Source organism: Bacillus sp. LM 4-2 (genome assembly GCF_000978495.1).
In the GTDB taxonomy this organism is placed as follows: Bacteria; Bacillota; Bacilli; order Bacillales; family Bacillaceae; genus Bacillus; species Bacillus subtilis.
Genome location: NZ_CP011101.1, coordinates 2892579 through 2917562, shown reverse-complemented (window position 1 = coordinate 2917562; position 24984 = coordinate 2892579). Strand labels below are relative to the sequence as shown.

The following is a 24984-nucleotide window of genomic DNA, read 5'->3' as shown; positions in this document are numbered from 1 at the left end:
TTCGTACGAAAAAGGCATTCGCTGGATAGACTAGAGACGATTAGCCTTAATTCTAAAATATTTTAAGAAATGATGGGTTGAACATTGATATGAACTGGTTGGGACAATTACTAGGTAGCGATTGGGAGATCTTCCCCGCCGGAGGAGCTACAGGAGATGCATATTATGCGAAACATAACGGGCAGCAGCTTTTTTTAAAACGTAATAGCTCACCTTTTTTAGCTGTTTTATCCGCCGAAGGCATTGTTCCGAAGCTGGTTTGGACAAAACGGATGGAAAATGGGGACGTCATTACGGCCCAGCACTGGATGACCGGCAGAGAGCTGAAGCCTAAAGACATGAGCGGACGGCCCGTTGCTGAATTGCTTCGTAAAATACACACATCAAAAGCCTTGCTGGACATGCTGAAGAGACTTGGAAAAGAACCGCTGAACCCGGGGGCTCTTTTGTCTCAGCTGAAGCAGGCTGTATTTGCTGTGCAGCAATCTTCGCCGCTGATTCAAGAAGGGATCAAGTATTTGGAAGAACACCTGCATGAAGTGCATTTCGGTGAGAAAGTCGTTTGCCATTGTGATGTCAATCATAATAACTGGCTATTGTCTGAAGACAACCAGCTGTATTTAATTGACTGGGACGGCGCCATGATCGCTGATCCGGCGATGGACCTCGGGCCTTTGCTGTACCACTACGTCGAAAAGCCAGCTTGGGAGAGCTGGCTGAGCATGTACGGCATAGAGCTGACAGAAAGCCTTCGGTTGCGAATGGCTTGGTATGTGTTATCTGAAACAATTACTTTCATTGCCTGGCATAAAGCAAAAGGTAATGATAAGGAATTTCATGATGCAATGGAAGAGCTGCATATCCTCCTGAAACGAATTGTTGATTAATCAGGAATACGAATCCATTTGCTCTACCCATTGAGACAGGCTGTTCTGATGCTCTTGTATGTGTGAGTCGATGGATTTGGACGATATTCCTGATTGGCTGTAGCGGTAAACATCTTCAAGCACGTTTTTGAAATTTGAATCAAGCTCGGTGTTTGCCATCAGTGATTTAATCACACGCTCAAGCTGCTCGTACTCTGCGACTGTTCCGCAGCAGTCCAATTGATGGTCAGTCAATATATCCTTCAATAAATGAACTTGATGCTCATAATGTAAACCCATAACGGTACACATCCCTTCAGTATCATACGGGTTAAATTGTTCAAAACAGAGCGTTTTTATACATGGGAAAGGAGTGTTCCAGCAGACGGGACCCTCTTTTTTTATGCGCTCGGCCTTAAGAGAGATACACTGGAAAAACGAGCTTGCGGGTCTTTTTAATTCATGGTATGTTGTTAGTCGAAATAATAGATAGAGGTGTCAATCATATGAGAATGCGCCACAAGCCTTGGGCTGATGACTTTTTGGCTGAAAACGCAGATATTGCCATCAGCAATCCTGCTGATTATAAAGGGAAATGGAACACAGTGTTTGGCAACGACAATCCGATCCATATCGAGGTTGGTACAGGAAAAGGCCAATTTATTTCTGGTATGGCCAAACAAAATCCCGACATCAATTATATTGGTATTGAGTTATTTAAAAGCGTCATCGTGACAGCCGTCCAAAAAGTAAAAGACAGCGAAGCGCAGAATGTAAAGCTTCTGAATATAGATGCGGACACGCTGACGGATGTGTTTGAGCCGGGGGAAGTGAAACGGGTCTACTTGAACTTTTCTGATCCTTGGCCGAAGAAACGGCATGAAAAACGCCGCCTGACATATTCCCACTTCCTCAAAAAATATGAAGAAGTAATGGGCAAAGGCGGATCGATTCATTTTAAAACGGACAACCGAGGTTTATTTGAGTACTCTTTGAAAAGCTTCTCTGAGTATGGCCTCCTGCTGACATACGTCAGTCTTGATTTGCATAACAGCAATCTGGAAGGCAATATTATGACAGAATATGAAGAAAAATTCTCTGCACTCGGCCAGCCGATCTATCGGGCTGAGGTTGAATGGAGAACGTAAAGACAGACTCTGACAGGAGTCTGTTTTTTTTATGGGCCGTTTGCTACCATGATGACAGGGGGGATGAAAATGGAAACAATGAAAATTGGAAACATCACGTTGACCTGGCTTGACGGAGGCGTGACGCATATGGACGGAGGCGCCATGTTCGGCGTTGTGCCAAAGCCGCTTTGGTCTAAAAAATATCCAGTCAATGAAAAAAACCAGATTGAACTAAGAACAGACCCTATTTTGATTCAAAAGGATGGGCTCAATATCATCGTTGACGCCGGAATTGGGTCCGGCAAGCTGACTGATAAACAAAAACGAAACTATGGCGTGACACAAGAGTCGAATGTGAAACCATCGTTAGCAGCACTCGGATTAACGGTTGCCGATATAGATGTGATCGCAATGACACACCTTCATTTTGATCATGCATGCGGTTTAACGGAGTATGAAGGTGAACGGCTCGTCTCTGTCTTTCCGAATGCAGTAATTTATACATCAGCTGTTGAATGGGACGAAATGCGCCATCCGAATATCAGGTCGAAAAATACGTATTGGAAAGAAAATTGGGAGGCTGTAGCTGGCCAAGTCAAAACCTTTGAAGACACCTTAACGATCACAGAGGGTATTACAATGCATCACACCGGAGGCCATAGCGACGGACACAGTGTCCTGATATGCGAGGATGCGGGTGAAACTGCCGTACATATGGCAGATCTGATGCCGACACATGCCCACCGCAATCCGCTATGGGTGCTGGCTTACGATGATTATCCGATGACCTCTATCGCGCAAAAGCAGAAATGGCAGGCGTTCGCAGCAGAAAAAGACGCTTGGTTTATTTTTTATCATGATGCCGAGTATCGCGCCCTTCAATGGGAGGAGGACGGAAGCATCAAAGATTCAGTCAAGCGAATGAAGCAATAGCATATTTTTATGTTTACCCTGCATGTTTTCCGGCTAATAATGCAAACCTAGTACTAATTATGCTCAGAAAGGAAGAGGCAGGGTGAAACAATTCAGAGTAACAAACGAAGGAGACATTCAAACAACATTAAGAGGCCTTGAAGTGCTCTCTGTTCCTTTTTTGAACAAAGGTGTTGCTTTTACTGAGGAAGAAAGAAAAGAACTTGGTTTAAAAGGCTTTCTGCCGCCCAAGGTATTAACAATTGATGAGCAGGCGAAAAGAGCGTATGAGCAATATTCCGCACAGCCTGACGATTTGAGCAAAAATGTCTATTTAACGGCGCTGCACGATCGGAATGAAACGCTGTTTTACCGCCTGTTAAATGACCATTTAGGGGAAATGCTCCCGATTGTCTACACACCGACAGTCGGAACGGCAATCCAGAGATACAGCCATGAATACAGAAAACCACGAGGGCTCTATCTGTCAATCGATGACCCGGACGGTATGAAAGAAGCATTTAAACAGTATAAAGATCAAAGCGATACGATCGATTTAATTGTTGCAACTGATGCAGAAGGAATTTTAGGAATCGGTGACTGGGGCGTCGGAGGAATCGCGATTTCTATTGGCAAGCTGGCGGTTTATACAGCGGCTGCGGGCATTGATCCGAGCAGAGTGCTGGCTGTTGTTTTAGATGCGGGGACAAATCAGGAGAGCCTTTTGAACGACCCGCTTTATGTCGGCAACCAGCATTCCAGAGTGCGCGGGGAACGTTATGACCAATTTATTGACGACTACGTTGCGCTGGCGAGAGAAACATTTCCGAATGCATTGCTGCATTGGGAGGATTTCGGGGCGAAAAACGCGCGAAGCATTTTGAAACGCTATAAAGATAAAGTGTGTACCTTCAATGATGATATCCAAGGAACTGGCGCTGTTTCTTTGGCCGCAGTCTTATCCTGTGCAAAAGCGTCTAAAGTTCCGCTGAGAGATCACAGAGTTGTTATATTCGGAGCGGGAACGGCAGGAATCGGAATTGCCGAACAGCTGCGGGAAGCATTGGTGCGCGAGGGACTGAGTGAAGAAGAATCATACAAGCGCTTCTGGTGCATAGACAGGAACGGGCTGTTAACAGATGATATGGATCAGCTTCTTGATTTCCAAAAGCCGTATGCCCGTTCGGCTGATGAAGTGAAGGATTATCAGCGGAACGGAGACGGCGGAGGCATTGATCTTCTTGAAGTGGTCCGGCAGGCGAAACCGACGATCCTGATCGGCACATCTACGGTTTCCGGCGCTTTCACTGAAGAAATTGTAAAAGAAATGGCGTCACATGTGAAACGGCCGGCGATTTTGCCAATGTCAAATCCGACAACTCTTTCTGAAGCAAAACCGGAGGATTTAATCGAATGGACAGAAGGCCGTGCGCTGATCACGACAGGAAGCCCGTTCCCGCCAGTTGAATATAACGGAGTTACGTATCATATCGGGCAGGCAAACAACGCGCTTGTCTTCCCTGGTCTCGGTCTTGGAACGATTGTTACCAAATCAAAATTAATTACCGACGGCATGTTTGAAGCATGTGCCCGGGCAATCGCAGGTATGGTCAATGTCGGGGTGCCTGGCGCGCCGATGCTTCCAAAAGTTGAAGATTTGCGCACTGTTTCGGCAACCGTTGCTGTTGAAGTTGCAAAAACCGCAATGAAGGAAGGCGTCGCTACGGAAGAGCCTGAAGACATTATACAGGCAGTGCAGGATGCGATGTGGTATCCGGTATACAAACCGATTCGCGCGATATAATAAAAAAGAGCCGCTGCGTAGGCAGCGGCTTCTATTTTTTGCTTGTCCGGTGTTAAGAGGCGATTGTATCAATGACATCAACAATTTCTCCCGTTTTCGCATCCACCATGACTTCATACTGTTCTAATTCTCCGAAAGCTGATCGTGTAATGCCGGTTTTGTATACCTGTACCGTTTCTCCGTTAATATTGTAGGGCTCCGGCTGGGTGTAAATCCATGATCCGTCAATCGGGCCCCGCTGCTTAAAAGCAGACTTTACAATTCGAAGCGCTTTTTCTGAAGAAATATAAGGCTTCATCACATATTGTTTCACAACGACAGCCGCACAAATTCCAAGTCCTGCTCCTAAAAGAAGATGACGCAATTTCAAAATAAAGCACCTCCTGGTTGATCGTACTTTTCATTATACAGAAACAGCCAAATCCTGTTAAGCAATACGCGGCTGATCGAGCAGATTGGGTCAGGGTGCTTGGAAAACTTCACTGTTTCTAATAAAATAAAAGGACTACATAGAAATGAGGGGAAAACATGAATCAAGAAACGAAAGCGCTTTTCCAAACACTGACGCAGCTTCCCGGCGCGCCGGGCAATGAGCATCAGGTTCGTGCTTTTATGAAGCAGGAGCTAGCCAAATATGCCGATGACATCGTTCAGGACAGACTGGGAAGTGTTTTCGGAGTCAGACGAGGCGCAGAGGACGCACCGAGAATTATGGTAGCCGGGCACATGGACGAAGTCGGCTTCATGGTGACATCCATTACAGACAACGGGCTGCTCAGATTCCAGACGCTCGGAGGCTGGTGGAGCCAGGTTTTGCTTGCGCAGCGGGTTGAAATTCAAACAGATAACGGGCCGGTTCCGGGTGTGATTTCAAGCATACCGCCGCATTTATTGACAGATGCGCAGCGAAACCGACCGATGGATATCAAAAACATGATGATCGACATTGGAGCGGATGATAAGGAAGACGCCATCAAAATCGGCATTAGACCGGGACAGCAGATCGTGCCTGTTTGTCCGTTTACGACGATGGCGAATGAAAAGAAAATTTTATCAAAAGCATGGGATAACAGATATGGATGCGGCTTAAGCATTGAACTTCTGAAGGAATTACACGGTAAAGAGCTTCCGAATACACTCTATGCGGGTGCAACGGTTCAGGAAGAAGTAGGGCTAAGGGGCGCGCAGACGGCTTCTCATATGATTAAACCGGACTTGTTTTTCGCCCTTGACGCCAGCCCGGCAAACGATATGAGCGGAGACAAAAATGAATTCGGCCAGCTTGGAAAAGGCTTTTTGCTGCGCATTCTTGACAGAACGACAGTCATGCATCGCGGAATGAGGGAATTCGTTCTTGATATGGCTGAAACGCATGATATTCCATATCAATATTTTGTATCCGGCGGGGGAACAGATGCAGGCAAGGTTCATATTTCGAACAGCGGTGTGCCGTCAGCGGTTATCGGAATATGTTCCCGCTATATTCATACAAACGCTTCTATCATTCATATTGATGATTATGCTGCTGCTAAAGAAATGCTCATCAAACTTGTAACAGCCTGCGATAAGCAGACAGTGGATGCGATTAAAGAAAATATGTAGGTTTCATAAAAGCTTGTTGAACGAGCAGTAAGCCCGGATCGACAAGCTTTTTTCTTATTCTGTTTCAAATAGATAGGAAAGGGCCTTAATGGCTTGGTTAACGGTTTCAACCGTAATATTCGCTTTATTGGAAAGCTCTTTTAAAGGATGGTGGAGCGATTCCGGCCGGATAATAATCAGGGGTTTTCCTTTTGCGATCGCATATGATGCATCCATTGCCGTGTTCCACTGTTTGTACTTTTCGCCAAACAGGGCGATCACAAAGTCTGCTTTATTCATCAGGACGGCGGTTCTGAAGTTGTTGATGTCAGAGGCTTTGTCATCCTTTAAAACGGCATTTGGCTGTACGCCCATAATTTCTTCACCAATATTGTCTGAGCGGTCATGATTCTCCATCGGGCCAATAAACGTAATCGGGAGCTTCAGTGATTTTGTTTTCTCTTTAATTTCCTCGCGCCAATTGCTGTGGATTTCTCCTGCTAAATAGACGATAAACTCCATATAAAAATCCCTCCTTATGTATGTCCATCTGTGAATTTTACCCTCATGTACACGATGTTAAACGAAACGAGCTTGATAATGCAAATAAAATATGATAATGATAATGGGAAAGCCAATCTTACATATTCATTCGTTGCATATAAGTGGTTTTGCCTCAAGCAGTTTGGTATGATCCAAATGGACGAGTATCGATAAAAAACATGTAAGAACATAAACAACTGGAGGGATATGAAATGAAAAAAATTGAATCAACTCAAGAGCTGGAAAAAGCGGTAAAGGATGATTGGTCTGTATTTATGTTTTCAGCCGATTGGTGCCCGGATTGCCGTTTTGTAGAGCCTTTCCTGCCTGAATTGGAAGCGAATTTCCCTGAATTCACCTACTACTACGTAGACCGTGACAAATTCATTGATACATGTGCAGAGTGGGAAATTTACGGAATCCCAAGCTTTGTGGTGTTTAATGAAGGAAAAGAAGTAAATCGTTTTGTGAGCAAAGACCGCAAAACAAAAGAAGAAATTGAACAGTTTTTAACAGACTCTCTCGCTAAAGCGTAAAGGAGGACATCGGTTTGAAAATGACCTCAAGGAAGCTGTCAGATATACTGAAGCAGCGCCTTCAGCACGAGAATCGCTCCTTTCTGTTTGACAGAGAAAAAGACACCCTCCGTGTTGAGGATCAAACGACTAAAAAAGGGATTACACTCGATTTGCCGCCGATTATTGCAAAATGGGAACTGAAAAAAGACGAAGCCATTGATGAGATCGTGTACTATGTCTCCGAAGCGATGACGGCAATGGAAGGGAAGGCTCAGGAAATGACCGGGAAAGAAACTCGCATTTATCCGGTCATCCGCTCGACTTCCTTCCCGGACAAGTCCAGTGAAGATATCCCGCTCATTTATGACGATCATACCGCAGAGACAAGAATTTATTACGCGCTTGATCTCGGGAAAACCTACCGTTTAATTGACCAGCGCATGCTTGAGAAAGAAAACTGGACAAAAGAGCGGATCAGAGAGACGGCCGCATTTAATCTCCGTTCCCTGCCGACGGTTGTCAAAGAGGATACGGTTGCCGGCAATTACTTTTATTTCTTCAGGGCAAACGACGGATACGACGCAAGCCGGATTTTGAACGAAGCGATCTTAAATGAGTATAAGCAGCATGCAGAAGGGGAGCTGGCGATCTCTGTTCCTCATCAGGACGTTTTGATTCTTGCTGACATCCGGAATGAATCGGGGTATGATATTCTAGGACAAATGTCGATGAGCTTCTTTGCAGGCGGCACCGTCCCGATTACCGCCCTTTCATTTTTGTACAATGAAGGAAAGCTGGAACCGGTGTTTATCCTGGCGAAAAGCCGTCCGAAAAAGGATTAGAAAGGATTTTTACTTATGAACGCTTTTTATAATAAAGAAGGTGTGGGAGACACGCTCCTGATCTCTCTTCAAGATGTGACACGCGAACAATTAGGCTATGAAAAACACGGCGACGTCGTCAAAATTTTCAATAACGAAACAAAAGAAACAACGGGCTTCAACATTTTCAACGCGTCTTCTTACTTGACCATTGATGAAAACGGCCCTGTTGCGCTCTCAGAAACATTCGTGCAAGATGTGAATGAGATTTTAAACAGAAACGGCGTTGAAGAAACATTAGTCGTTGATTTATCTCCGAAGTTTGTTGTGGGTTATGTAGAATCAAAAGAAAAACATCCGAATGCGGATAAATTAAGCGTATGTAAAGTCAACGTAGGAGAAGAAACGCTTCAGATCGTCTGTGGCGCGCCTAACGTTGATCAAGGCCAAAAAGTTGTCGTTGCCAAAGTCGGTGCTGTGATGCCTAGCGGACTTGTCATTAAGGATGCAGAGCTTCGCGGCGTTCCGTCAAGCGGGATGATCTGCTCAGCGAAAGAGCTTGATTTGCCGGATGCCCCTGCTGAAAAAGGAATCCTTGTGTTAGAAGGAGACTATGAGGCGGGAGACGCATTTCAGTTTTAGACTCCCATAAATCCGCCAAAAAAAACGAATCATGTGAAAAGCCGCTAAGCCCTTGTTTAGCGGCTTTGTTTCTGCTGATAGCTTAATCTTTTCTGGGCCGACCAGCAGTGGTATACTAAAAACCGTCCCAGAAAACTATAAGGGAGTTAGAGATAAATTATGAGTTGGCTTCATAAATTTTTTGATTTGTTTTTAGGCGAAAGCGAAGAGGATGCTGAACGGGAGACAAAACCCGCTCAAATTCCGCAGCAACAAGAAGTACATCATCCTGAAGGACAATTAAAAAGATTGGAAGATCCTAAAATATATTATGAATATCCAAAAGGCAAATTCCGTTTTCCAGTCGTGCCTGACGGATACAAAAATCATGACCTGAGAAGGCGCCGCACACCATCGGACGAACCGAAATCCGCGCCTCGTCCAAGTGCTGCACCTTACAGAGAGCGTCCCAGAAATGAAAAAGAGCAGCATACATATCAAGCAGCAGAGCCGGCGAAGAAACCGTTTAAACCGACAAATATCCCTTCGCCTATCTATGGATTTAATCAAAAACCATCCGTTAAAAAGGATGTGCCGAAAAAGCCTTCTGAAACATTGAACGAATCGGATAAATCGGTAAAAGAGAAGGTAACACTGCTGTCAGAAGAGATCGAACGTGAACGCGGCTATCCTGCTTCAGACACACAGGCGCATTCCAAAAAAGAAAGTCCTTTCTTCCCGGATACCCAATTTGAAAAACAGCCTTCTGGCGTTTTAAACAGAAAGGATACGGAGAATGATGAGGCGCTGGCGAAACGGCCAGCCGAGCCGTCAGGTAACAAAGTGCCATTTGAGTCAGGCGTTCAACAGCCGGAAAAAGAGGAGCCTTCCTTCCCAGCTGAACATGCCGAAGAACAAACACCGCCTGAGATGCTCACAGATACGGCGGCTGAAGGGCTTTCAGACAGTGAAGTAGGCCGCGAAGAGCCTGCAACGGCTAAGGAAGAACAAAGGGAGCAGCAGCCAGAGAAATTTGAAGAGCCTGTTTTCTCCGCTGAACTTGATGAAGAGCAAACAGCTCCTGAATTTCAGACAGAGGCAGTATCTGAGGATGAAAAAGCAAAAGAGCCGTCAGACAGCCCAGTATACAATCATCATGAAAACGCGGCAGAAGGTGCTGAGTCCCCGTTCGTTCAAGAAGAACAAATAGACATTCGTCAGGAAGAGCCTTTATTTACTGATCATGAGTATTCATCAGAGGCTCTGGCTCAAGCAGAAACTGTGGCAAAAGAATCAGAAGAGCCATCAGACAGCATAATAAATAATCATTATGACATCCTGGGAGAGGCTCAGGAAACGAAGATAGATGTTCAGCCAGACAGCCATACAGAGCTTGAGAAAACTGAACACATGGAGCAGGGTTCCAAATCGTCTACTGCACCTCTTGAAAATCGGCAGGGAATTCACGCAGACAAACCTCGCGAAGCTTCAGCAGAGCCGAAAAAAAGGCCTGGTGTACAGGAGAAAAGGACCGAACAAATCGCATCTTCTCAAAAAGGGCCATCCGTTCCTTTTAATGTGATGATGCTGAAAAGAGATACGCATAAACAGCAAAAAGCAGAGGAGCGCCGCGGCAGCTATGTATTTCCGAATGTTGCACTCCTTGATGTCCCGCCAGCGCAGGTTCAAGATGATACTGCGTGGATCGAAGAACAGCGTCAGCTTCTTGATTTAACCTTGAAAAACTTCAATGTCCGCGCCAATGTGGTCCATGTAACCCAGGGTCCGTCTGTCACGAGATTTGAAGTGCATCCTGAACCGGGTGTAAAGGTGAATAAAATCACCAACTTGTCCGATGATATTAAACTCAGTCTCTCAGCGAGAGATATTCGGATTGAAGCGCCGATTCCGGGGAAAAACACGATCGGAATTGAAGTGCCGAACCGCACGAGCAAGGTGGTTGATTTGCGCCAAATGATTCGCAGCTCAGCTTTCAGGACAAGCAAGTCACCGCTCACAGCTGCGCTGGGATTAGATATTTCGGGAAATCCTGTTGTTATCGACTTGAAGAAAATGCCGCATGGCTTGATTGCCGGCGCTACAGGCTCCGGAAAAAGCGTATGCATCAATACAATATTAGTCAGCCTGCTTTATAAAGCTGACCCGAGTGAGGTAAAGGTGCTGCTGATTGATCCGAAAATGGTAGAGCTGGCCCCTTACAATAAAATTCCTCACCTCGTCAGCCCGGTCATTACTGACGCTAAAGCGGCTACAGCTGCTTTGAAATGGGTCGTTGAGGAAATGGAGCGACGCTATGAGCTTTTTGCCCATTCAGGTGTCCGCGACATTGACCGCTTTAATCAATTAACCGCTGAACACCAAATGGGTGAAAAGCTGCCATATTTAGTTGTCATTATTGATGAGCTTGCAGATTTGATGATGGTGGCTCCAAACGATGTGGAAGAAAGCATTGCGCGGATCGCCCAAAAAGCCAGAGCGTGCGGTATCCATCTTCTCGTCGCCACTCAGCGTCCGTCAGTCGATGTCATAACAGGTCTGATTAAGGCGAATATCCCGACAAGAATCGCCTTTTCTGTCTCAAGCCAGGTTGATTCCCGAACAATTATTGACATAGCCGGTGCAGAAAAGCTTCTCGGAAAAGGGGATATGCTCTTTTTGGAAAACGGCTCGGGAAAACCGGTACGTCTGCAAGGTAACTTTGTGTCAGACCGGGAAATCGACCGCGTCGTTTCCCACGTCAGAAGCCAAATGCCGCCGACTTATTTATTTGAACAAGAAGAGCTCGTAAGACAAGGATCAGCCCTGAAAGAAGAGGACGAACTGTTTTACGAAGCGTGTGAGTTTGTTGTAGAGCAAAACAGTGCGAGCACTTCAAGCCTGCAAAGAAGATTCAGAATCGGTTACAATCGTGCGGCAAGGCTGATCGACATGATGGAAGCGGAAGGCATGATCTCTGAGGCAAAAGGAAGCAAGCCTCGGGAGGTGCTGATCACAGCAAGTGATTTAATAAACGAATAATATGGGTTCATTTTCACACCAAACATGGTATGATAGTGTTTAGAGCATTTAACAGCTATGCCGCTTTACAGCAGCTGTGCATAGACAAATCTTGATATCTGGGTTTAATCGGAAAGAAATAACCTGATACTAAACATAACAAAACATATAAAATACGCCGCTAAGGGAGGCTTTTCAGCCGCCGCGGTCGCAAATTGAAATGAGCGTCATATACTGGGGAACAGATAGACGTTTGTTGGAGGTACAATTATGACTGTTTATCATTTTGTTGGAATAAAAGGGACCGGTATGAGTCCGCTTGCCCAAATACTTCATGATAATGGATATACTGTCCAAGGATCGGATATCGAAAAATTTATTTTTACGCAAACAGCGCTTGAAAAAAGAAATATTACGATTCTTCCTTTTAGCGCGGAAAATATTAAACCCGGCATGACAGTCATCGCCGGAAACGCATTCCCAGACACGCATCCTGAAATAGAAAAAGCGATGTCTGAGGGAATTCCGGTGATACGTTATCATAAGTTTTTAGGCGACTACATGAAAAAATTCACGAGTGTTGCCGTTACGGGCGCACACGGCAAAACGTCGACTACGGGTCTGCTGGCTCACGTGATCCAAAACGCAAAACCGACGTCTTTCTTAATCGGAGACGGAACAGGCCAGGGAAATGAAAACAGCGAATACTTTGTGTTTGAAGCGTGCGAATACCGCCGCCATTTCTTAAGCTATCAGCCAGATTATGCGATTATGACGAATATTGATTTTGATCACCCTGATTACTTCTCAAGCATTGACGATGTATTTGACGCTTTCCAAGAGATGGCTCTTCAAGTCAACAAAGGCATTATTGCCTGCGGAGACGATGAGCATCTGCCGAAAATCCATGCGAACGTCCCGGTTGTGTATTACGGCACGGGGGAAGAAAATGATTTTCAAGCCAGAAACATCGTAAAAAGCACGGAAGGGACAACTTTTGATGTCTTTGTCCGCAATACGTTCTATGATACGTTTTATATTCCTGCGTACGGCCACCACAATGTATTAAACTCATTGGCGGTCATTGCGTTATGCCATTATGAAGAAATTGATTCCAGCATCATTAAGCATGCTCTCAAATCCTTTGGGGGCGTCAAACGCAGATTCAATGAGAAGCAGCTTGGGGATCAAGTGCTGATTGATGACTATGCCCATCATCCGACAGAAATAAAAGTGACAATCGAGGCGGCAAGACAGAAGTATCCTGATCGGGAAATTGTCGCGGTATTCCAGCCTCATACATTTACACGGACGCAGCAGTTCCTTGACGAATTTGCAGAAAGCCTGAGCGGCGCCGACTGTGTGTATTTATGCGATATTTTCGGCTCAGCCCGTGAGAATGCCGGAAAGCTGACGATCGGTGATCTCCAGGGAAAAATTCATAATGCCAAGCTGATTGAAGAAGATGACACATCTGTTTTAAAAGCTCATGATAAAGCCGTTCTCATCTTCATGGGAGCAGGAGATATCCAAAAATATATGAGAGCCTACGAAAACGTCATGGCATAATAAAAAGCAGTGATCTCACTGCTTTTTATTTATCTGATGGGAAAGCTTATTAAAGGATTTTCTTACATAACGGAGAATAGTATGTATACAGCCCAGTACACATGTTTATGATTGAAGAAAACGGGTAAACAGCAGTATATCCTGCAGCAAGGAGGTTTGAGATGATTATTATTCTTTATTTGAGCGTTGCACTCATCGCAGTTGCATTTCTCGTATTAGTGATCTACTTGTCTAAAACATTGAAGTCATTGCAGCTGACACTAAAAAACGTCGCATCCACTCTTGAAGGGCTGGAGGGACAAATGAAGGGCATCACAACTGAAACAGCCGAGCTTTTACATAAGACCAACCGCCTGGCTGAAGATATTCAGGAAAAATCAGAAAAGCTGAACACGGTCGTTCATGCTGTTCAAGGAGTGGGAGCTTCTGTACAGCAGTTCAATACATCCATGAAACAAGCGGCAGGGTCTGTATCGGCATCAGTTAGAGAAAATCAAGATAAGATCAATCAAGTTGTCACATGGAGTCAAGCAGCAATGGAAATTTGGGAGAAATGGAAGCAAAAGAAAAAATCAGCCCTGTAAGAGAAAAAAATACTAAGAGGAGGAATAATGATGAGCAAAGATGGAATTAATAGTAAAGATTTTTTAATCGGAACTTTAATCGGGGGAATCATCGGTGCCACTACAGCTCTTTTTCTAGCGCCTAAATCAGGCAAAGAACTTCGCGACGATCTTGGCAGCCAAGCTGTTGCTTTACGGGACAAAACTGATAAAATGACGGCAGATGCGAAGGAAAAAGGCACGCAATATGTCAGCATCGCAAAAGACAAAACTTCCAACATCACACAGCTTGTAGCGGATCAGTCTGGGCAGATCATGAACAAGGTAAAGGATTTAAGAGACCGTTCCAAATCTGACAAAACGGATTCATCGACTGCAATGCAAGATATGAGGGAAGAAGCGATGCAGGCAGCTGATGAAACAAAAGATCAAGTCCTCCAGACGAAAGAAGATGTAAAAGACGAACTGAAAGATGCACAAAAACAGGCTGAGCAGTTGAATCGCTGAGCAGGGAAGGAAGAGCTTGAGTCATGGCTAAACAGCTTATTCAATCTGAGGAAGAATTTAAACGGATTGCAGAACAGGAAGGCGTTTTCGTCTTCTTTAAACACAGCACCACATGCCCGATCAGCCAGGCAGCATTTCATGAGTTTGATGCCTTTGCAAATCAGCATGAGGATGTGCCGGCTTACTATCTTCAAGTACAAGAAGCCCGGCCGCTGTCAAATTTCATTGCAGAAACATATGAGGTCAAGCATGAAAGCCCTCAGATATTCATCATCCAGAACGGTGAAGTGAAATGGCATACCTCACATTCACAAATTACAGAAGCCGCTATTGAGCAGCATTTGTCATAGAAAAAAGCGTCCAGATATCATCTGGCGTTTTTTTTTGTAAAAAACCCTTGAACATTGCCCTCACATCATGTAGGATAGCTTCATAGATTACTTTATCACTTAAAAGCGTTTGGGTGATAAAGTAGAGTTTTTATAAAATTTTTTGTATTTCAGTATTTCCATTTGGAATTACTTATAGTAAGATGCATGATAACTACAAAATAAAAAATGAATGTGCAGGGAAAGGATGAAAAAAATGAGCAACACAGAGTTAGAGCTTTTAAGGCAGAAAGCAGACGAATTAAACCTACAAATTTTAAAACTAATCAACGAACGCGGAAATGTTGTAAAAGAGATCGGTAAAGCGAAGGAAGCACAGGGTGTCAACCGATTTGACCCTGTCAGAGAACGCACAATGTTGAACAATATCATTGAAAACAATGACGGGCCGTTCGAAAATTCAACCATCCAGCACATTTTTAAAGAGATATTCAAAGCCGGTTTAGAGCTTCAGGAAGAAGATCACAGCAAAGCGCTGCTTGTCTCCCGCAAGAAAAAACCTGAAGATACAATTGTTGATATCAAAGGCGAAAAAATCGGAGACGGCCAGCAAAGATTCATTGTCGGCCCATGTGCGGTAGAGAGCTATGAGCAGGTAGCTGAAGTCGCTGCAGCTGCGAAAAAACAAGGGATTAAAATTTTGCGCGGTGGAGCCTTTAAGCCTCGTACGAGCCCATACGATTTCCAAGGGCTTGGTGTTGAAGGCCTTCAAATTTTAAAACGTGTAGCGGATGAATTTGATCTGGCGGTTATCAGTGAAATCGTAACTCCGGCTCATATCGAAGAAGCGCTGGACTACATTGATGTCATTCAAATCGGAGCGCGCAATATGCAAAACTTCGAATTGCTGAAAGCGGCCGGCGCCGTGAAAAAGCCAGTGCTTCTGAAGCGCGGTCTTGCTGCAACGATCTCTGAATTCATCAATGCTGCTGAATACATCATGTCACAAGGAAATGACCAAATTATCCTTTGTGAGCGCGGAATCAGAACATATGAAACAGCAACGAGAAACACGCTGGATATTTCAGCTGTGCCGATTTTGAAACAAGAAACGCATTTGCCAGTCTTTGTTGATGTTACGCATTCAACAGGCCGCCGTGACCTCTTGCTTCCGACAGCTAAAGCCGCTTTAGCGATCGGTGCTGATGGCGTAATGGCTGAGGTTCACCCTGATCCGTCAGTCGCACTTTCTGACTCTGCTCAGCAAATGGCGATTCCTGAATTCGAAAAATGGCTGAATGAACTGAAGCCAATGGTGAAAGTCAACGCTTAATTGAACAATCCAAAAGGCCGCGCCTGCGGCCTTTTTTTATGCTTTCTCGTTTATTTAGTTATAAAAACCAAGTATACGTTTTCATCATCTATAAAAACGTGTATAATTTCATGAGAAGTAATTAAATTTGATGAATAATGAAAAATAATGTACACTACTGACTTACGCTTACAAATCATAAACGACATAAATTCGGACATTATGACATTTCTCTACATAAAGTGTTTATGCTATAGATAAGGATAAGTGTATCCAGTAAAAGGAGTGGTTTTAGGATGAGCAATATTACGATCTACGATGTAGCGAGAGAAGCTAATGTAAGCATGGCAACCGTTTCCCGTGTCGTGAACGGCAACCCGAATGTAAAACCGACAACGAGAAAAAAAGTCTTGGAAGCCATTGAACGTCTCGGTTACCGTCCAAACGCGGTGGCAAGAGGGCTGGCAAGTAAAAAAACAACAACTGTAGGTGTCATCATTCCCGATATCTCAAGCATTTTCTATTCAGAGCTTGCGCGCGGAATTGAAGATATCGCGACAATGTATAAATACAATATTATTTTGAGCAACTCTGACCAAAACATGGAGAAAGAGCTGCACTTGTTAAACACAATGCTCGGCAAACAAGTGGACGGCATCGTGTTTATGGGCGGAAACATTACGGACGAGCATGTGGCGGAATTTAAGCGTTCTCCAGTGCCGATTGTACTTGCCGCTTCTGTAGAAGAGCAGGAGGAAACACCGTCAGTCGCTATCGATTACGAACAGGCGATTTATGATGCCGTGAAGCTTTTGGTTGATAAAGGACATACAGACATCGCGTTCGTTTCCGGACCAATGGCAGAACCGATCAACCGTTCGAAAAAACTCCAAGGCTACAAACGTGCGCTTGAAGAAGCGAACCTTCCGTTTAATGAACAATTTGTAGCTGAAGGGGATTACACATATGATTCCGGACTCGAAGCACTGCAGCATCTGATGAGCCTGGATAAAAAGCCGACAGCCATTCTTTCTGCAACTGATGAAATGGCACTCGGCATTATCCATGCCGCTCAGGATCAGGGCTTATCCATTCCGGAGGATCTCGACATTATCGGTTTTGATAATACAAGATTAAGCCTCATGGTTCGTCCTCAGCTTTCAACAGTTGTTCAGCCGACATATGATATCGGCGCCGTTGCGATGAGACTGCTGACGAAGCTCATGAATAAAGAGCCGGTTGAAGAGCATATCGTCGAACTGCCGCACCGTATAGAGCTTAGAAAGTCAACCAAGTCATAAGAAAAACAAAGAGCAAGCTTCACCTTTATGGTGAATTCTTGCTTTTTTCATGGGGAGAAATGATGAAACGTTTTGATTATCTTACACCTGTTGGATTTGTGTTAGGAACGATTATTATTGTTATCGGGATTATTTCAGGATCGGGAGTAAGCGGTTTCCGCTCTTTTCTTGATCTGACCTCTTTCTTCATCGTAACAGGGGGACTTTGCGCCGCTGTTTTTATCAGTTTTCCGCCAAGAGAGCTGAAAAAAGCGCCCTCTGTGTTAAAGCAGGCATTCATCCGCCAGGAAGACAATGTGAAAGATCTTGTGAAAACCTTTGTTTCCCTTTCCGATCACGCGCGAAAACACGGGCTTTTATCATTGGATGATCAGGCTCGGGAAATCAAAGATCCATTCTTGAAAAAAGGGCTGCTTTTAGCCATTGATGGCTGGGATGAAGAAACGATTCGGCTCGTCATGGATTCAGAAATCGCAGCAATGGAGGAACGGCACCGAAAAGGGCGGCGAGTTTTTGAAAAAGCGGGAGAATTCGCTCCGGCGTGGGGAATGATCGGAACACTCGTCGGGCTTGTGCTGATGCTCAAAAACTTAAACGACCCGCATATGCTCGGACCAAACATGGCCATTGCGCTTCTGACGACTTTATATGGTTCATTACTGGCAAATATGGTCTTCAACCCGATCGCGGCTAAGCTTGAAGAGAAAACAGAAAGTGAAATTTTCATCAAGCAGGTAATGGTGGAAGGGATTATCGGTGTTCAATCCGGAAAAAACCCGCGCAACCTTGAAAGCCAGCTGGTCGTTTTCAGCTCACGGGAAGAATGGCAGAAGCAGCCAAAACAAGTAAAAACAAAAAAGGGATCTGTACATGAAGCTTAGAAGAGAACGTTTTGAAAGAAGGAATGGAAGCGGAAAAAACAGTCAATCTTCATCCAGCTGGATGGTAACCTTTACAGATTTGATCACCTTGATCCTTGTGTTCTTTATTTTACTCTTTTCGATGTCCCAAATTGATCTGCAAAAATTTAAAGCGGCAGTGGACTCGATCCAGAAGGAAGGCAACGGGCTTCAGCCGGACCAAACATCCATAGAAAAAAAGAATACATCCCCATCTGATACGAAGAAGCAAGAGGATCAGCAGGATCAGCTTCTCAAGAAAGTAAATACATATATAAAAGACAATCATTTGAAGGCCCAAATGACAGCCAAACGGGATGAACGCGGTGTCGTGCTCGTTCTTCAGGAGGCTGTGCTGTTTGATACAGGTGAGGCAAAGGTGCTGAAAAATGCCGAAACACTTCTTCACCAAATTGCCGTTCTTCTTCAAACAATTCCAAATGACATTCAGGTTGAGGGACATACAGACAGCCGAAACATTTCGACATACCGATACCCGTCGAACTGGGAGCTATCAGCAGCACGGGCAAGTGGAGTGATTCAATACTTCACGTCTAAAGAGAAGCTTCCCTCCAAGCGCTTTATTGCTGTCGGTTATGCGGATACAAAGCCAGTAAAGGATAACAAGACAAATGAACACATGAAGGAAAATCGGCGTGTGGAAATAGTGATTAAAAAATCAAAAACGACCTCTTCGTAAAGGTCGTTTTTTACTTTGTTCTTTGCTGTTCAGAACGTATCGCATATAATGCTTTGCTGACAGTTTGGGCATTTTTTTCTGTAATTTCAGGCTTGCGGGGAATCGGAGGATATAAATCAGCCGGATCGCTCCAGCTCGACGGAAGGGCCACGGGGCATTGTTTTTGCCATTTAACAATCCATTCCGGCGGGATCTCGTGACCCGGGTCAATTCCCTTCATTTCAAGCCATATTCTGGCCCAGGCGCGGGGCACGACACGCCAAATATCATATCCGCCGCCTCCGACTGCAATCCATTTCCCTCCGCAATATTGATGAGCCAAAGTGTGTGCAAGACGGGGGATTTCTTCGTATATATTGATTGTTGCTGATAAATGCGTCAGCGGGTCGTAGTAATGGGCATCGGCGCCGTTTTGGCTGATAATGACATCGGGCTCGAAATACGCGGCGACTTCTGAAGCTGCTGTCCGGTAAGCCTCAAGAAAAGAATCATCCTCTGTAAAAGCGTCAAGCGGAATATTAAAGGAATAGCCATATCCTTTTCCGCTTCCTTTTTCTTGGATCTGACCGGTTCCAGGGAATAAATACCTTCCTGTTTCATGAATGGACAGCGTGCATACGTCAGGATTATCGTAAAATGTAAATTGCACACCGTCCCCGTGGTGGGCGTCCGTATCAATATAAAGCACTCTGGCGCTATATTTTTTCTGGATATATTGAATAGCCACAGCGCTGTCGTTGTATATGCAGAATCCTGATGCTCTCCCGCGAAAGCCGTGATGAAGCCCTCCGCCAAGGTTTGCCGCATGCAGGGCTTGTCCTGACATGACCCAGTCTGCGGCCGTTAAAGTGCCGCCGACCAAGAGTGATGCCGCTTCGTGCATGCCGGCAAAGACGGGTGTGTCTTCAGTGCCGAGCCCGTAGCTTTCTCCTTCTTCAGCGGGGAGCTTTCCGGCGCCCGCAAGCTTTACGGCCTGAATGTAATCGTCCGTGTGGACAAGGGAAAGCTCCTCTTCTGAAGCGAGTCTGGGGGTGACAATGTCTCCATCATCAAAGGCATTGATCGTCTTAAGCAAATCATATGTTAACAGAACCCGCTGCTGATTAAAGGGATGCTCCTGATGAAACATATAGGTTTGGTAGGATGGAGAATAGATAAATACACTGTCTCTCATAGCAGATCCCTTTGCTCTGACGGCCATACGACGTGGTGTCCATTTCTTTGTAATGCCTGCAAAAACGGCAGCGGATTCATCGTTTTTACACGGAAGACAAGCACTTTTACACCGGGATCGTCATGCGGATAAACAAGCACGCTTAATATTTTCACTTGAAGGTCTTGGCAAAGACTGCTGATCTCAGCGAGGCTTTTGGTGATGTCGTTTACTTTTATCTCAATTTGCGAGCCCGGCTGGTCAGCGCCTGTCAATTTGACAAACGTCCGCAGCAAATCGGTTTTTGTTAAAATGCCTATTAATTTTTGATGGTGTACCACTGGTAGGCAGCCGATGCCATGCTCGTAGAACACGGCTGATATTTCTTCGACAAAATCTAACGGGTGGGCGCAGACAACATCCTTTTTCATAATTGAATCTACGCTTCGTGTGAGAAATAGGCTTCGTTTGTTTTCTTCAAAAATACTCGGGCTGGCCTGTTTCATGTCCCTGTCTGTAATCATGCCGATCACGTGTCGTTCTTCATCTACAACAGGCAGATGCCTGATATGGAATTCCTTCAGTTTGCATATTGCTGTTTCAAGCGTATCCGTCTTCGTTAATGTAATGACATCTCTTTTCATGATTTGCTCAACAATCATTATTTTTTCCCCTTTGTCAGTGTCAGTTAATACATATAACGATGATAAAAACGGAGCCTGTCAAATTGCTCAATTGATTCTTGGCTGACGTTTTTTCCAATGCGGGCCATCAGACAGTTTGCAGGGTGGGAGCTGATCTCCGGCTCATCCGTTGCAAACCAGACCAATCCGCCTGCATTCATCATCTTTTCCATGATCTTTCTGTATTCCCACACATCTTTTTTCATCCCTTTTAAATCCCAATGCCAGTAATATTCTGTCGTCATCACAATGTAGTTTTCCATTTGTTCATCCATCATGCTGACGGTCAGGAGCGTCTTTCCGACAGCGCATCCCCGATAGTCCGGCGCTACTTCGATGGCTCCGAGCTCAATCAAATCCTCCATATTTCCTTCAGACCATCTTTCGAGCGGGTCAGGATATAAATACGTGACATAGCCGACAATGGTTCGGCCGTCTCTGGCAATAATAATGCGCCCTTCGGGAAGGCCTGCAATGTCGACTAGCGCTTCATGCTGCTCGCGAGGCGGGCGAAATGCGGTTAAATCTTTATGAAACTCATAACCTGCCAAATCCTCTGGAGAGACAGGCCCTTCTATCAGTAAAGAGCCGGTTGCTGTTTTGATGTTTGCTGAATGGTATGTTTTATGATGTTCCACTAATTCACCGTCCCATCAATTCTTATCAAAAATACATGCCTTCTTTAAGAATACCAAATTATAAAGCGTTTTCAACATGGTTTATATTTTAAAAATTGAGAAGAATATGAATATATACTATAATAATTGTGACAACTTCAGCAAAGGGGGATGTTTGGGCATGAACTTGAAAGCGTTACCAGCAATAGAGGGGGATCATAACTTAAAAAACTATGAAGAAACGTACCGGCATTTTGATTGGGCCGAGGCAGAGAAACATTTCTCTTGGCATGAGACAGGGAAACTGAATGCGGCGTATGAAGCGATTGACCGCCATGCCGAATCGTTTCGAAAAAACAAAGTAGCGCTTTATTATAAAGACGCAAAAAGGGATGAAAAATACACATTTAAAGAAATGAAGGAAGAATCAAACAGAGCCGGGAATGTGCTGAGACGGTATGGAAATGTGGAAAAAGGGGACCGCGTTTTTATTTTTATGCCGAGATCACCCGAGCTTTATTTTATTATGCTTGGCGCAATCAAAATTGGCGCCATCGCCGGGCCGCTGTTCGAAGCATTTATGGAGGGAGCGGTGAAAGACCGGCTTGAAAACAGTGAGGCAAAGGTTGTTGTCACAACGCCTGAGCTGCTGGAGAGAATACCGGTAGACAAACTGCCTCACTTGCAGCATGTCTTCGTAGTCGGGGGAGAGGCTGAGAGCGGCACGAATATCATCAATTATGATGAAGCAGCGAAACAGGAAAGCACAAGATTGGATATCGAATGGATGGATAAAAAAGACGGCTTTCTGCTTCACTATACATCAGGTTCCACTGGTACGCCAAAGGGCGTGTTGCATGTCCATGAAGCGATGATTCAGCAATATCAAACAGGAAAGTGGGTCCTTGATTTAAAGGAAGAAGACATTTATTGGTGCACGGCTGATCCAGGCTGGGTGACAGGTACGGTATACGGCATTTTTGCACCGTGGCTGAACGGAGCGACAAATGTCATCGTCGGCGGACGTTTCAGCCCGGAAAGCTGGTATGGAACGATTGAACAGCTTGGCGTCAATGTCTGGTACAGCGCGCCGACAGCTTTTCGGATGCTGATGGGAGCGGGAGATGAAATGGCTGCGAAATATGATCTAACTTCACTCCGGCATGTGCTCAGTGTCGGTGAGCCGCTAAATCCGGAAGTCATCAGATGGGGACATAAAGTTTTTAACAAACGAATCCATGATACCTGGTGGATGACCGAAACGGGCAGTCAGCTCATCTGCAACTATCCTTGCATGGATATTAAACCGGGTTCAATGGGTAAGCCGATTCCAGGAGTGGAGGCAGCGATCGTTGACAATCAAGGCAACGAGCTACCGCCGTACCGAATGGGCAATCTCGCCATCAAAAAGGGCTGGCCTTCCATGATGCATACCATTTGGAATAACCCTGAAAAGTATGAATCGTATTTCATGCCGGGCGGCTGGTATGTGTCTGGGGATTCTGCTTACATGGATGAAGAGGGATACTTTTGGTTCCAAGGCAGAGTTGATGACGTCATCATGACCTCCGGTGAGCGCGTCGGCCCATTTGAAGTGGAAAGCAAGCTTGTCGAACATCCGGCTATTGCAGAAGCAGGCGTTATCGGAAAGCCTGACCCGGTGCGTGGAGAAATCATTAAAGCCTTTATTGCACTCAGGGAAGGATTTGAGCCGTCTGATAAACTGAAAGAAGAGATCCGCCTATTTGTAAAGCAGGGTCTTGCAGCCCATGCGGCTCCGCGTGAGATCGAATTTAAAGATAAGCTTCCGAAAACCAGAAGCGGAAAGATCATGAGGCGCGTGCTGAAGGCATGGGAGCTTAATCTGCCGGCTGGAGATCTGTCAACAATGGAGGATTAAAAGGCGGCGTTGACACAGGATTTTATTTATGTTAAAAATGATATAGCTTCATATGAAAAGGTAAAGATTGAGACAAGTAGAATATCCTTACGTTCCAGAGAGCTGATGGCCGGTGAAAATCAGCACAGACGGATATATCGAATACACTCATGAACCGCTTTTGCAAACAAAGCCGGCCAGGCTTTCAGTAGTGAAAGAACGGACCTGATCCGTTATCAGGCAAAGTGATAAGACGAATGTTTGCATTCTCTTATTAGTAGGGTGGTACCGCGATAATCAATCGTCCCTTCGTGTAAACGAAGGGGCGTTTTTTATTTTAATTAAAAAAGGAGCTTTATCTTATGACTAACTTACTTGAAGACTTATCCTTCCGCGGATTGATTCAGCAAATGACAGATGAAGAAGGGTTAAATAAACAGCTGAATGAAGAAAAAATCCGCTTGTACTCAGGCTTTGACCCTACAGCAGACAGCTTGCATATCGGACACCTGCTGCCTATTTTAACACTTCGCCGTTTTCAGCTTGCAGGGCATCATCCGATTGCGCTTGTGGGCGGCGCGACGGGCCTCATCGGTGATCCAAGCGGAAAAAAAGCAGAGCGTACATTAAACACTGCTGACATCGTATCCGAATGGTCCCAAAAAATCAAAAACCAGCTGTCCAGATTTCTAGATTTTGAAGCAGCAGAAAACCCAGCTGTCATCGCGAACAACTTTGACTGGATCGGCAAAATGAATGTGATCGATTTCCTTCGTGACGTTGGTAAAAATTTCGGCATCAATTACATGCTGGCAAAAGATACGGTCAGCTCAAGAATTGAATCCGGCATCTCGTACACGGAATTCAGCTACATGATTCTTCAATCTTATGATTTCTTAAATCTTTACAGAGACAAAAACTGTAAACTGCAAATCGGCGGAAGCGATCAGTGGGGCAACATCACAGCGGGTCTTGAACTGATCAGAAAATCAGAAGAAGAAGGAGCAAAAGCGTTTGGCCTAACGATTCCGCTTGTCACAAAAGCAGACGGCACGAAGTTCGGAAAAACGGAAGGCGGCGCGATCTGGCTTGATAAAGAAAAAACATCGCCATATGAATTCTATCAATTCTGGATCAACACAGACGACCGTGACGTTGTCAAATACTTGAAATACTTCACGTTCCTTTCAAAAGAGGAAATTGAAGCATACGCTGAAAAAACAGAAACGGCGCCAGAAAAACGTGAAGCGCAAAAACGCCTGGCAGAAGAAGTGACATCACTTGTTCACGGACGCGAGGCGCTGGAGCAAGCCATCAACATCTCCCAAGCGCTGTTCAGCGGCAATATTAAAGAGCTTTCTGCTCAAGACGTAAAAGTAGGCTTTAAAGATGTTCCTTCTATGGAAGTTGACAGCACCCAAGAGCTTTCACTTGTAGATGTGTTGGTGCAATCTAAATTATCTCCTTCTAAACGCCAAGCGCGTGAAGACATCCAAAACGGAGCTGTTTACATTAACGGTGAACGCCAGACGGAAATAAATTATACCCTATCAGGTGAAGACCGCATCGAAAACCAATTTACTGTTCTGCGCCGCGGGAAGAAAAAATACTTCCTTGTGACGTATAAATAAGAAAAAGATCCTTTGCCACTGAAGGCA

General features: G+C 45.0%; 26 protein-coding genes and 1 other annotated feature. Of the genes, 20 read left to right on the top strand and 6 right to left on the bottom strand.

Going from position 1 to position 24984, the window contains the following annotated elements; translation table 11 throughout:
- Window positions 1–89 precede the first annotated feature (89 nt).
- Window positions 90–887 carry a phosphotransferase family protein gene (locus tag bslm_RS14515; protein WP_046381506.1) on the top strand — a complete coding sequence of 266 codons (798 nt, stop codon included), beginning with the start codon at window positions 90–92 and terminating at the stop codon, window positions 885–887.
- On the opposite strand, the gene bslm_RS14510 is transcribed toward bslm_RS14515, so the two are convergent.
- Complete coding sequence (locus bslm_RS14510) at window positions 888–1166, bottom strand: YtzH-like family protein (RefSeq protein ID WP_003237926.1); 279 nt, start codon at window positions 1164–1166, stop codon at window positions 888–890.
- A 206-nt stretch (window positions 1167–1372) separates the two neighbouring features.
- Here bslm_RS14510 and trmB point away from each other — a divergent pair, with 206 nt between their 5' ends.
- The 3 genes from trmB (at window position 1373) to bslm_RS14495 (ending at window position 4712) form a co-directional block, all read left to right on the top strand.
- Window positions 1373–2014 carry a tRNA (guanosine(46)-N7)-methyltransferase TrmB gene (trmB, locus tag bslm_RS14505; RefSeq protein WP_004398646.1) on the top strand — a complete coding sequence of 214 codons (642 nt, stop codon included), beginning with the start codon at window positions 1373–1375 and terminating at the stop codon, window positions 2012–2014.
- Window positions 2015–2083: 69 nt separating this feature from the next.
- Entirely contained in the window at window positions 2084–2929 is an 846-nt protein-coding gene (locus bslm_RS14500; protein ID WP_046381266.1) for a YtnP family quorum-quenching lactonase, read from the top strand.
- Between the two features lie 82 nt (window positions 2930–3011).
- Window positions 3012–4712 carry an NAD-dependent malic enzyme gene (locus tag bslm_RS14495; RefSeq protein WP_038429476.1) on the top strand — a complete coding sequence of 567 codons (1701 nt, stop codon included), beginning with the start codon at window positions 3012–3014 and terminating at the stop codon, window positions 4710–4712.
- A gap of 52 nt (window positions 4713–4764) precedes the next feature.
- Here bslm_RS14495 and bslm_RS14490 read toward each other — a convergent pair whose 3' ends face one another.
- The gene (locus bslm_RS14490; protein ID WP_014480575.1) at window positions 4765–5082 is read right to left on the bottom strand and encodes a PepSY domain-containing protein; all 318 of its coding nucleotides are present in this window, start codon (window positions 5080–5082) and stop codon (window positions 4765–4767) included.
- A gap of 158 nt (window positions 5083–5240) precedes the next feature.
- Between bslm_RS14490 and bslm_RS14485 the strand changes: the two genes are divergently transcribed.
- A complete protein-coding gene (locus bslm_RS14485) occupies window positions 5241–6314 on the top strand; it encodes a M42 family metallopeptidase (RefSeq protein WP_015251442.1) in 1074 nt (357 codons plus the stop codon).
- A gap of 54 nt (window positions 6315–6368) precedes the next feature.
- On the opposite strand, the gene bslm_RS14480 is transcribed toward bslm_RS14485, so the two are convergent.
- Window positions 6369–6815, bottom strand: coding sequence for a YtoQ family protein (locus bslm_RS14480; protein ID WP_046160741.1), 447 nt, complete (start codon window positions 6813–6815; stop codon window positions 6369–6371).
- A gap of 78 nt (window positions 6816–6893) precedes the next feature.
- Between bslm_RS14480 and bslm_RS21430 the strand changes: the two genes are divergently transcribed.
- The 13 genes from bslm_RS21430 (at window position 6894) to motS (ending at window position 18994) form a co-directional block, all read left to right on the top strand.
- Complete coding sequence (locus bslm_RS21430; RefSeq protein WP_004399150.1) at window positions 6894–7010, top strand: hypothetical protein; 117 nt, start codon at window positions 6894–6896, stop codon at window positions 7008–7010.
- Window positions 7011–7048: 38 nt separating this feature from the next.
- Window positions 7049–7372 (top strand): thioredoxin family protein, encoded by a 324-nt coding sequence (locus bslm_RS14475; RefSeq protein WP_003229265.1) that lies wholly within the window; start codon window positions 7049–7051, stop codon window positions 7370–7372.
- A 14-nt stretch (window positions 7373–7386) separates the two neighbouring features.
- On the top strand, window positions 7387–8196 hold the full coding sequence (locus bslm_RS14470) for a DUF1444 domain-containing protein (protein WP_009967991.1): 810 nt from the start codon (window positions 7387–7389) through the stop codon (window positions 8194–8196).
- 15 nt (window positions 8197–8211) lie between these two features.
- Window positions 8212–8817 (top strand): YtpR family tRNA-binding protein, encoded by a 606-nt coding sequence (gene ytpR, locus bslm_RS14465; protein WP_003229269.1) that lies wholly within the window; start codon window positions 8212–8214, stop codon window positions 8815–8817.
- A 159-nt stretch (window positions 8818–8976) separates the two neighbouring features.
- Window positions 8977–11835, top strand: a complete 2859-nt coding sequence (gene sftA, locus bslm_RS14460) for a DNA translocase SftA (RefSeq protein WP_046381265.1) — start codon at window positions 8977–8979, stop codon at window positions 11833–11835.
- Between the two features lie 249 nt (window positions 11836–12084).
- Window positions 12085–13383 (top strand): UDP-N-acetylmuramate--L-alanine ligase, encoded by a 1299-nt coding sequence (gene murC / locus bslm_RS14455; protein WP_003229274.1) that lies wholly within the window; start codon window positions 12085–12087, stop codon window positions 13381–13383.
- 161 nt (window positions 13384–13544) lie between these two features.
- Window positions 13545–13967 carry a DUF948 domain-containing protein gene (locus tag bslm_RS14450; protein ID WP_003229276.1) on the top strand — a complete coding sequence of 141 codons (423 nt, stop codon included), beginning with the start codon at window positions 13545–13547 and terminating at the stop codon, window positions 13965–13967.
- A gap of 30 nt (window positions 13968–13997) precedes the next feature.
- A complete protein-coding gene (locus bslm_RS14445; RefSeq protein WP_004398549.1) occupies window positions 13998–14453 on the top strand; it encodes a YtxH domain-containing protein in 456 nt (151 codons plus the stop codon).
- Between the two features lie 23 nt (window positions 14454–14476).
- Window positions 14477–14803, top strand: coding sequence for a bacillithiol system redox-active protein YtxJ (gene ytxJ, locus bslm_RS14440; protein ID WP_038429472.1), 327 nt, complete (start codon window positions 14477–14479; stop codon window positions 14801–14803).
- A 235-nt stretch (window positions 14804–15038) separates the two neighbouring features.
- Window positions 15039–16115 carry a bifunctional 3-deoxy-7-phosphoheptulonate synthase/chorismate mutase gene (locus bslm_RS14435; RefSeq protein WP_003223454.1) on the top strand — a complete coding sequence of 359 codons (1077 nt, stop codon included), beginning with the start codon at window positions 15039–15041 and terminating at the stop codon, window positions 16113–16115.
- 275 nt (window positions 16116–16390) lie between these two features.
- Window positions 16391–17395 (top strand): catabolite control protein A, encoded by a 1005-nt coding sequence (gene ccpA, locus bslm_RS14430; protein WP_003229285.1) that lies wholly within the window; start codon window positions 16391–16393, stop codon window positions 17393–17395.
- Window positions 17396–17457: 62 nt separating this feature from the next.
- The gene (gene motP / locus bslm_RS14425) at window positions 17458–18276 is read left to right on the top strand and encodes a flagellar motor protein MotP (protein WP_014477672.1); all 819 of its coding nucleotides are present in this window, start codon (window positions 17458–17460) and stop codon (window positions 18274–18276) included.
- On the top strand, window positions 18266–18994 hold the full coding sequence (gene motS / locus bslm_RS14420; protein ID WP_003229290.1) for a flagellar motor protein MotS: 729 nt from the start codon (window positions 18266–18268) through the stop codon (window positions 18992–18994). Before motP ends, motS begins: the two co-directional genes overlap by 11 nt.
- Window positions 18995–19004: 10 nt before the next feature.
- On the opposite strand, the gene bslm_RS14415 is transcribed toward motS, so the two are convergent.
- From bslm_RS14415 to acuA, 3 genes are read right to left on the bottom strand one after another with little or no spacing between them, the layout of a single operon-like run.
- Window positions 19005–20168 carry an acetoin utilization protein AcuC gene (locus tag bslm_RS14415; RefSeq protein ID WP_004398517.1) on the bottom strand — a complete coding sequence of 388 codons (1164 nt, stop codon included), beginning with the start codon at window positions 20166–20168 and terminating at the stop codon, window positions 19005–19007.
- Window positions 20165–20809 carry an acetoin utilization AcuB family protein gene (locus bslm_RS14410; protein WP_003229294.1) on the bottom strand — a complete coding sequence of 215 codons (645 nt, stop codon included), beginning with the start codon at window positions 20807–20809 and terminating at the stop codon, window positions 20165–20167. Before bslm_RS14410 ends, bslm_RS14415 begins: the two co-directional genes overlap by 4 nt.
- A gap of 26 nt (window positions 20810–20835) precedes the next feature.
- Window positions 20836–21468 (bottom strand): acetoin utilization protein acetyltransferase AcuA, encoded by a 633-nt coding sequence (gene acuA, locus bslm_RS14405; RefSeq protein ID WP_003229296.1) that lies wholly within the window; start codon window positions 21466–21468, stop codon window positions 20836–20838.
- Between the two features lie 160 nt (window positions 21469–21628).
- Between acuA and acsA the strand changes: the two genes are divergently transcribed.
- Complete coding sequence (gene acsA / locus bslm_RS14400; protein WP_004399030.1) at window positions 21629–23347, top strand: acetate--CoA ligase; 1719 nt, start codon at window positions 21629–21631, stop codon at window positions 23345–23347.
- A 54-nt stretch (window positions 23348–23401) separates the two neighbouring features.
- Window positions 23402–23638 (top strand) — a binding site (T-box leader).
- A 50-nt stretch (window positions 23639–23688) separates the two neighbouring features.
- Window positions 23689–24957 carry a tyrosine--tRNA ligase gene (tyrS, locus tag bslm_RS14395; RefSeq protein WP_003229300.1) on the top strand — a complete coding sequence of 423 codons (1269 nt, stop codon included), beginning with the start codon at window positions 23689–23691 and terminating at the stop codon, window positions 24955–24957.
- The last annotated feature ends 27 nt before the right edge of the window (window positions 24958–24984 follow it).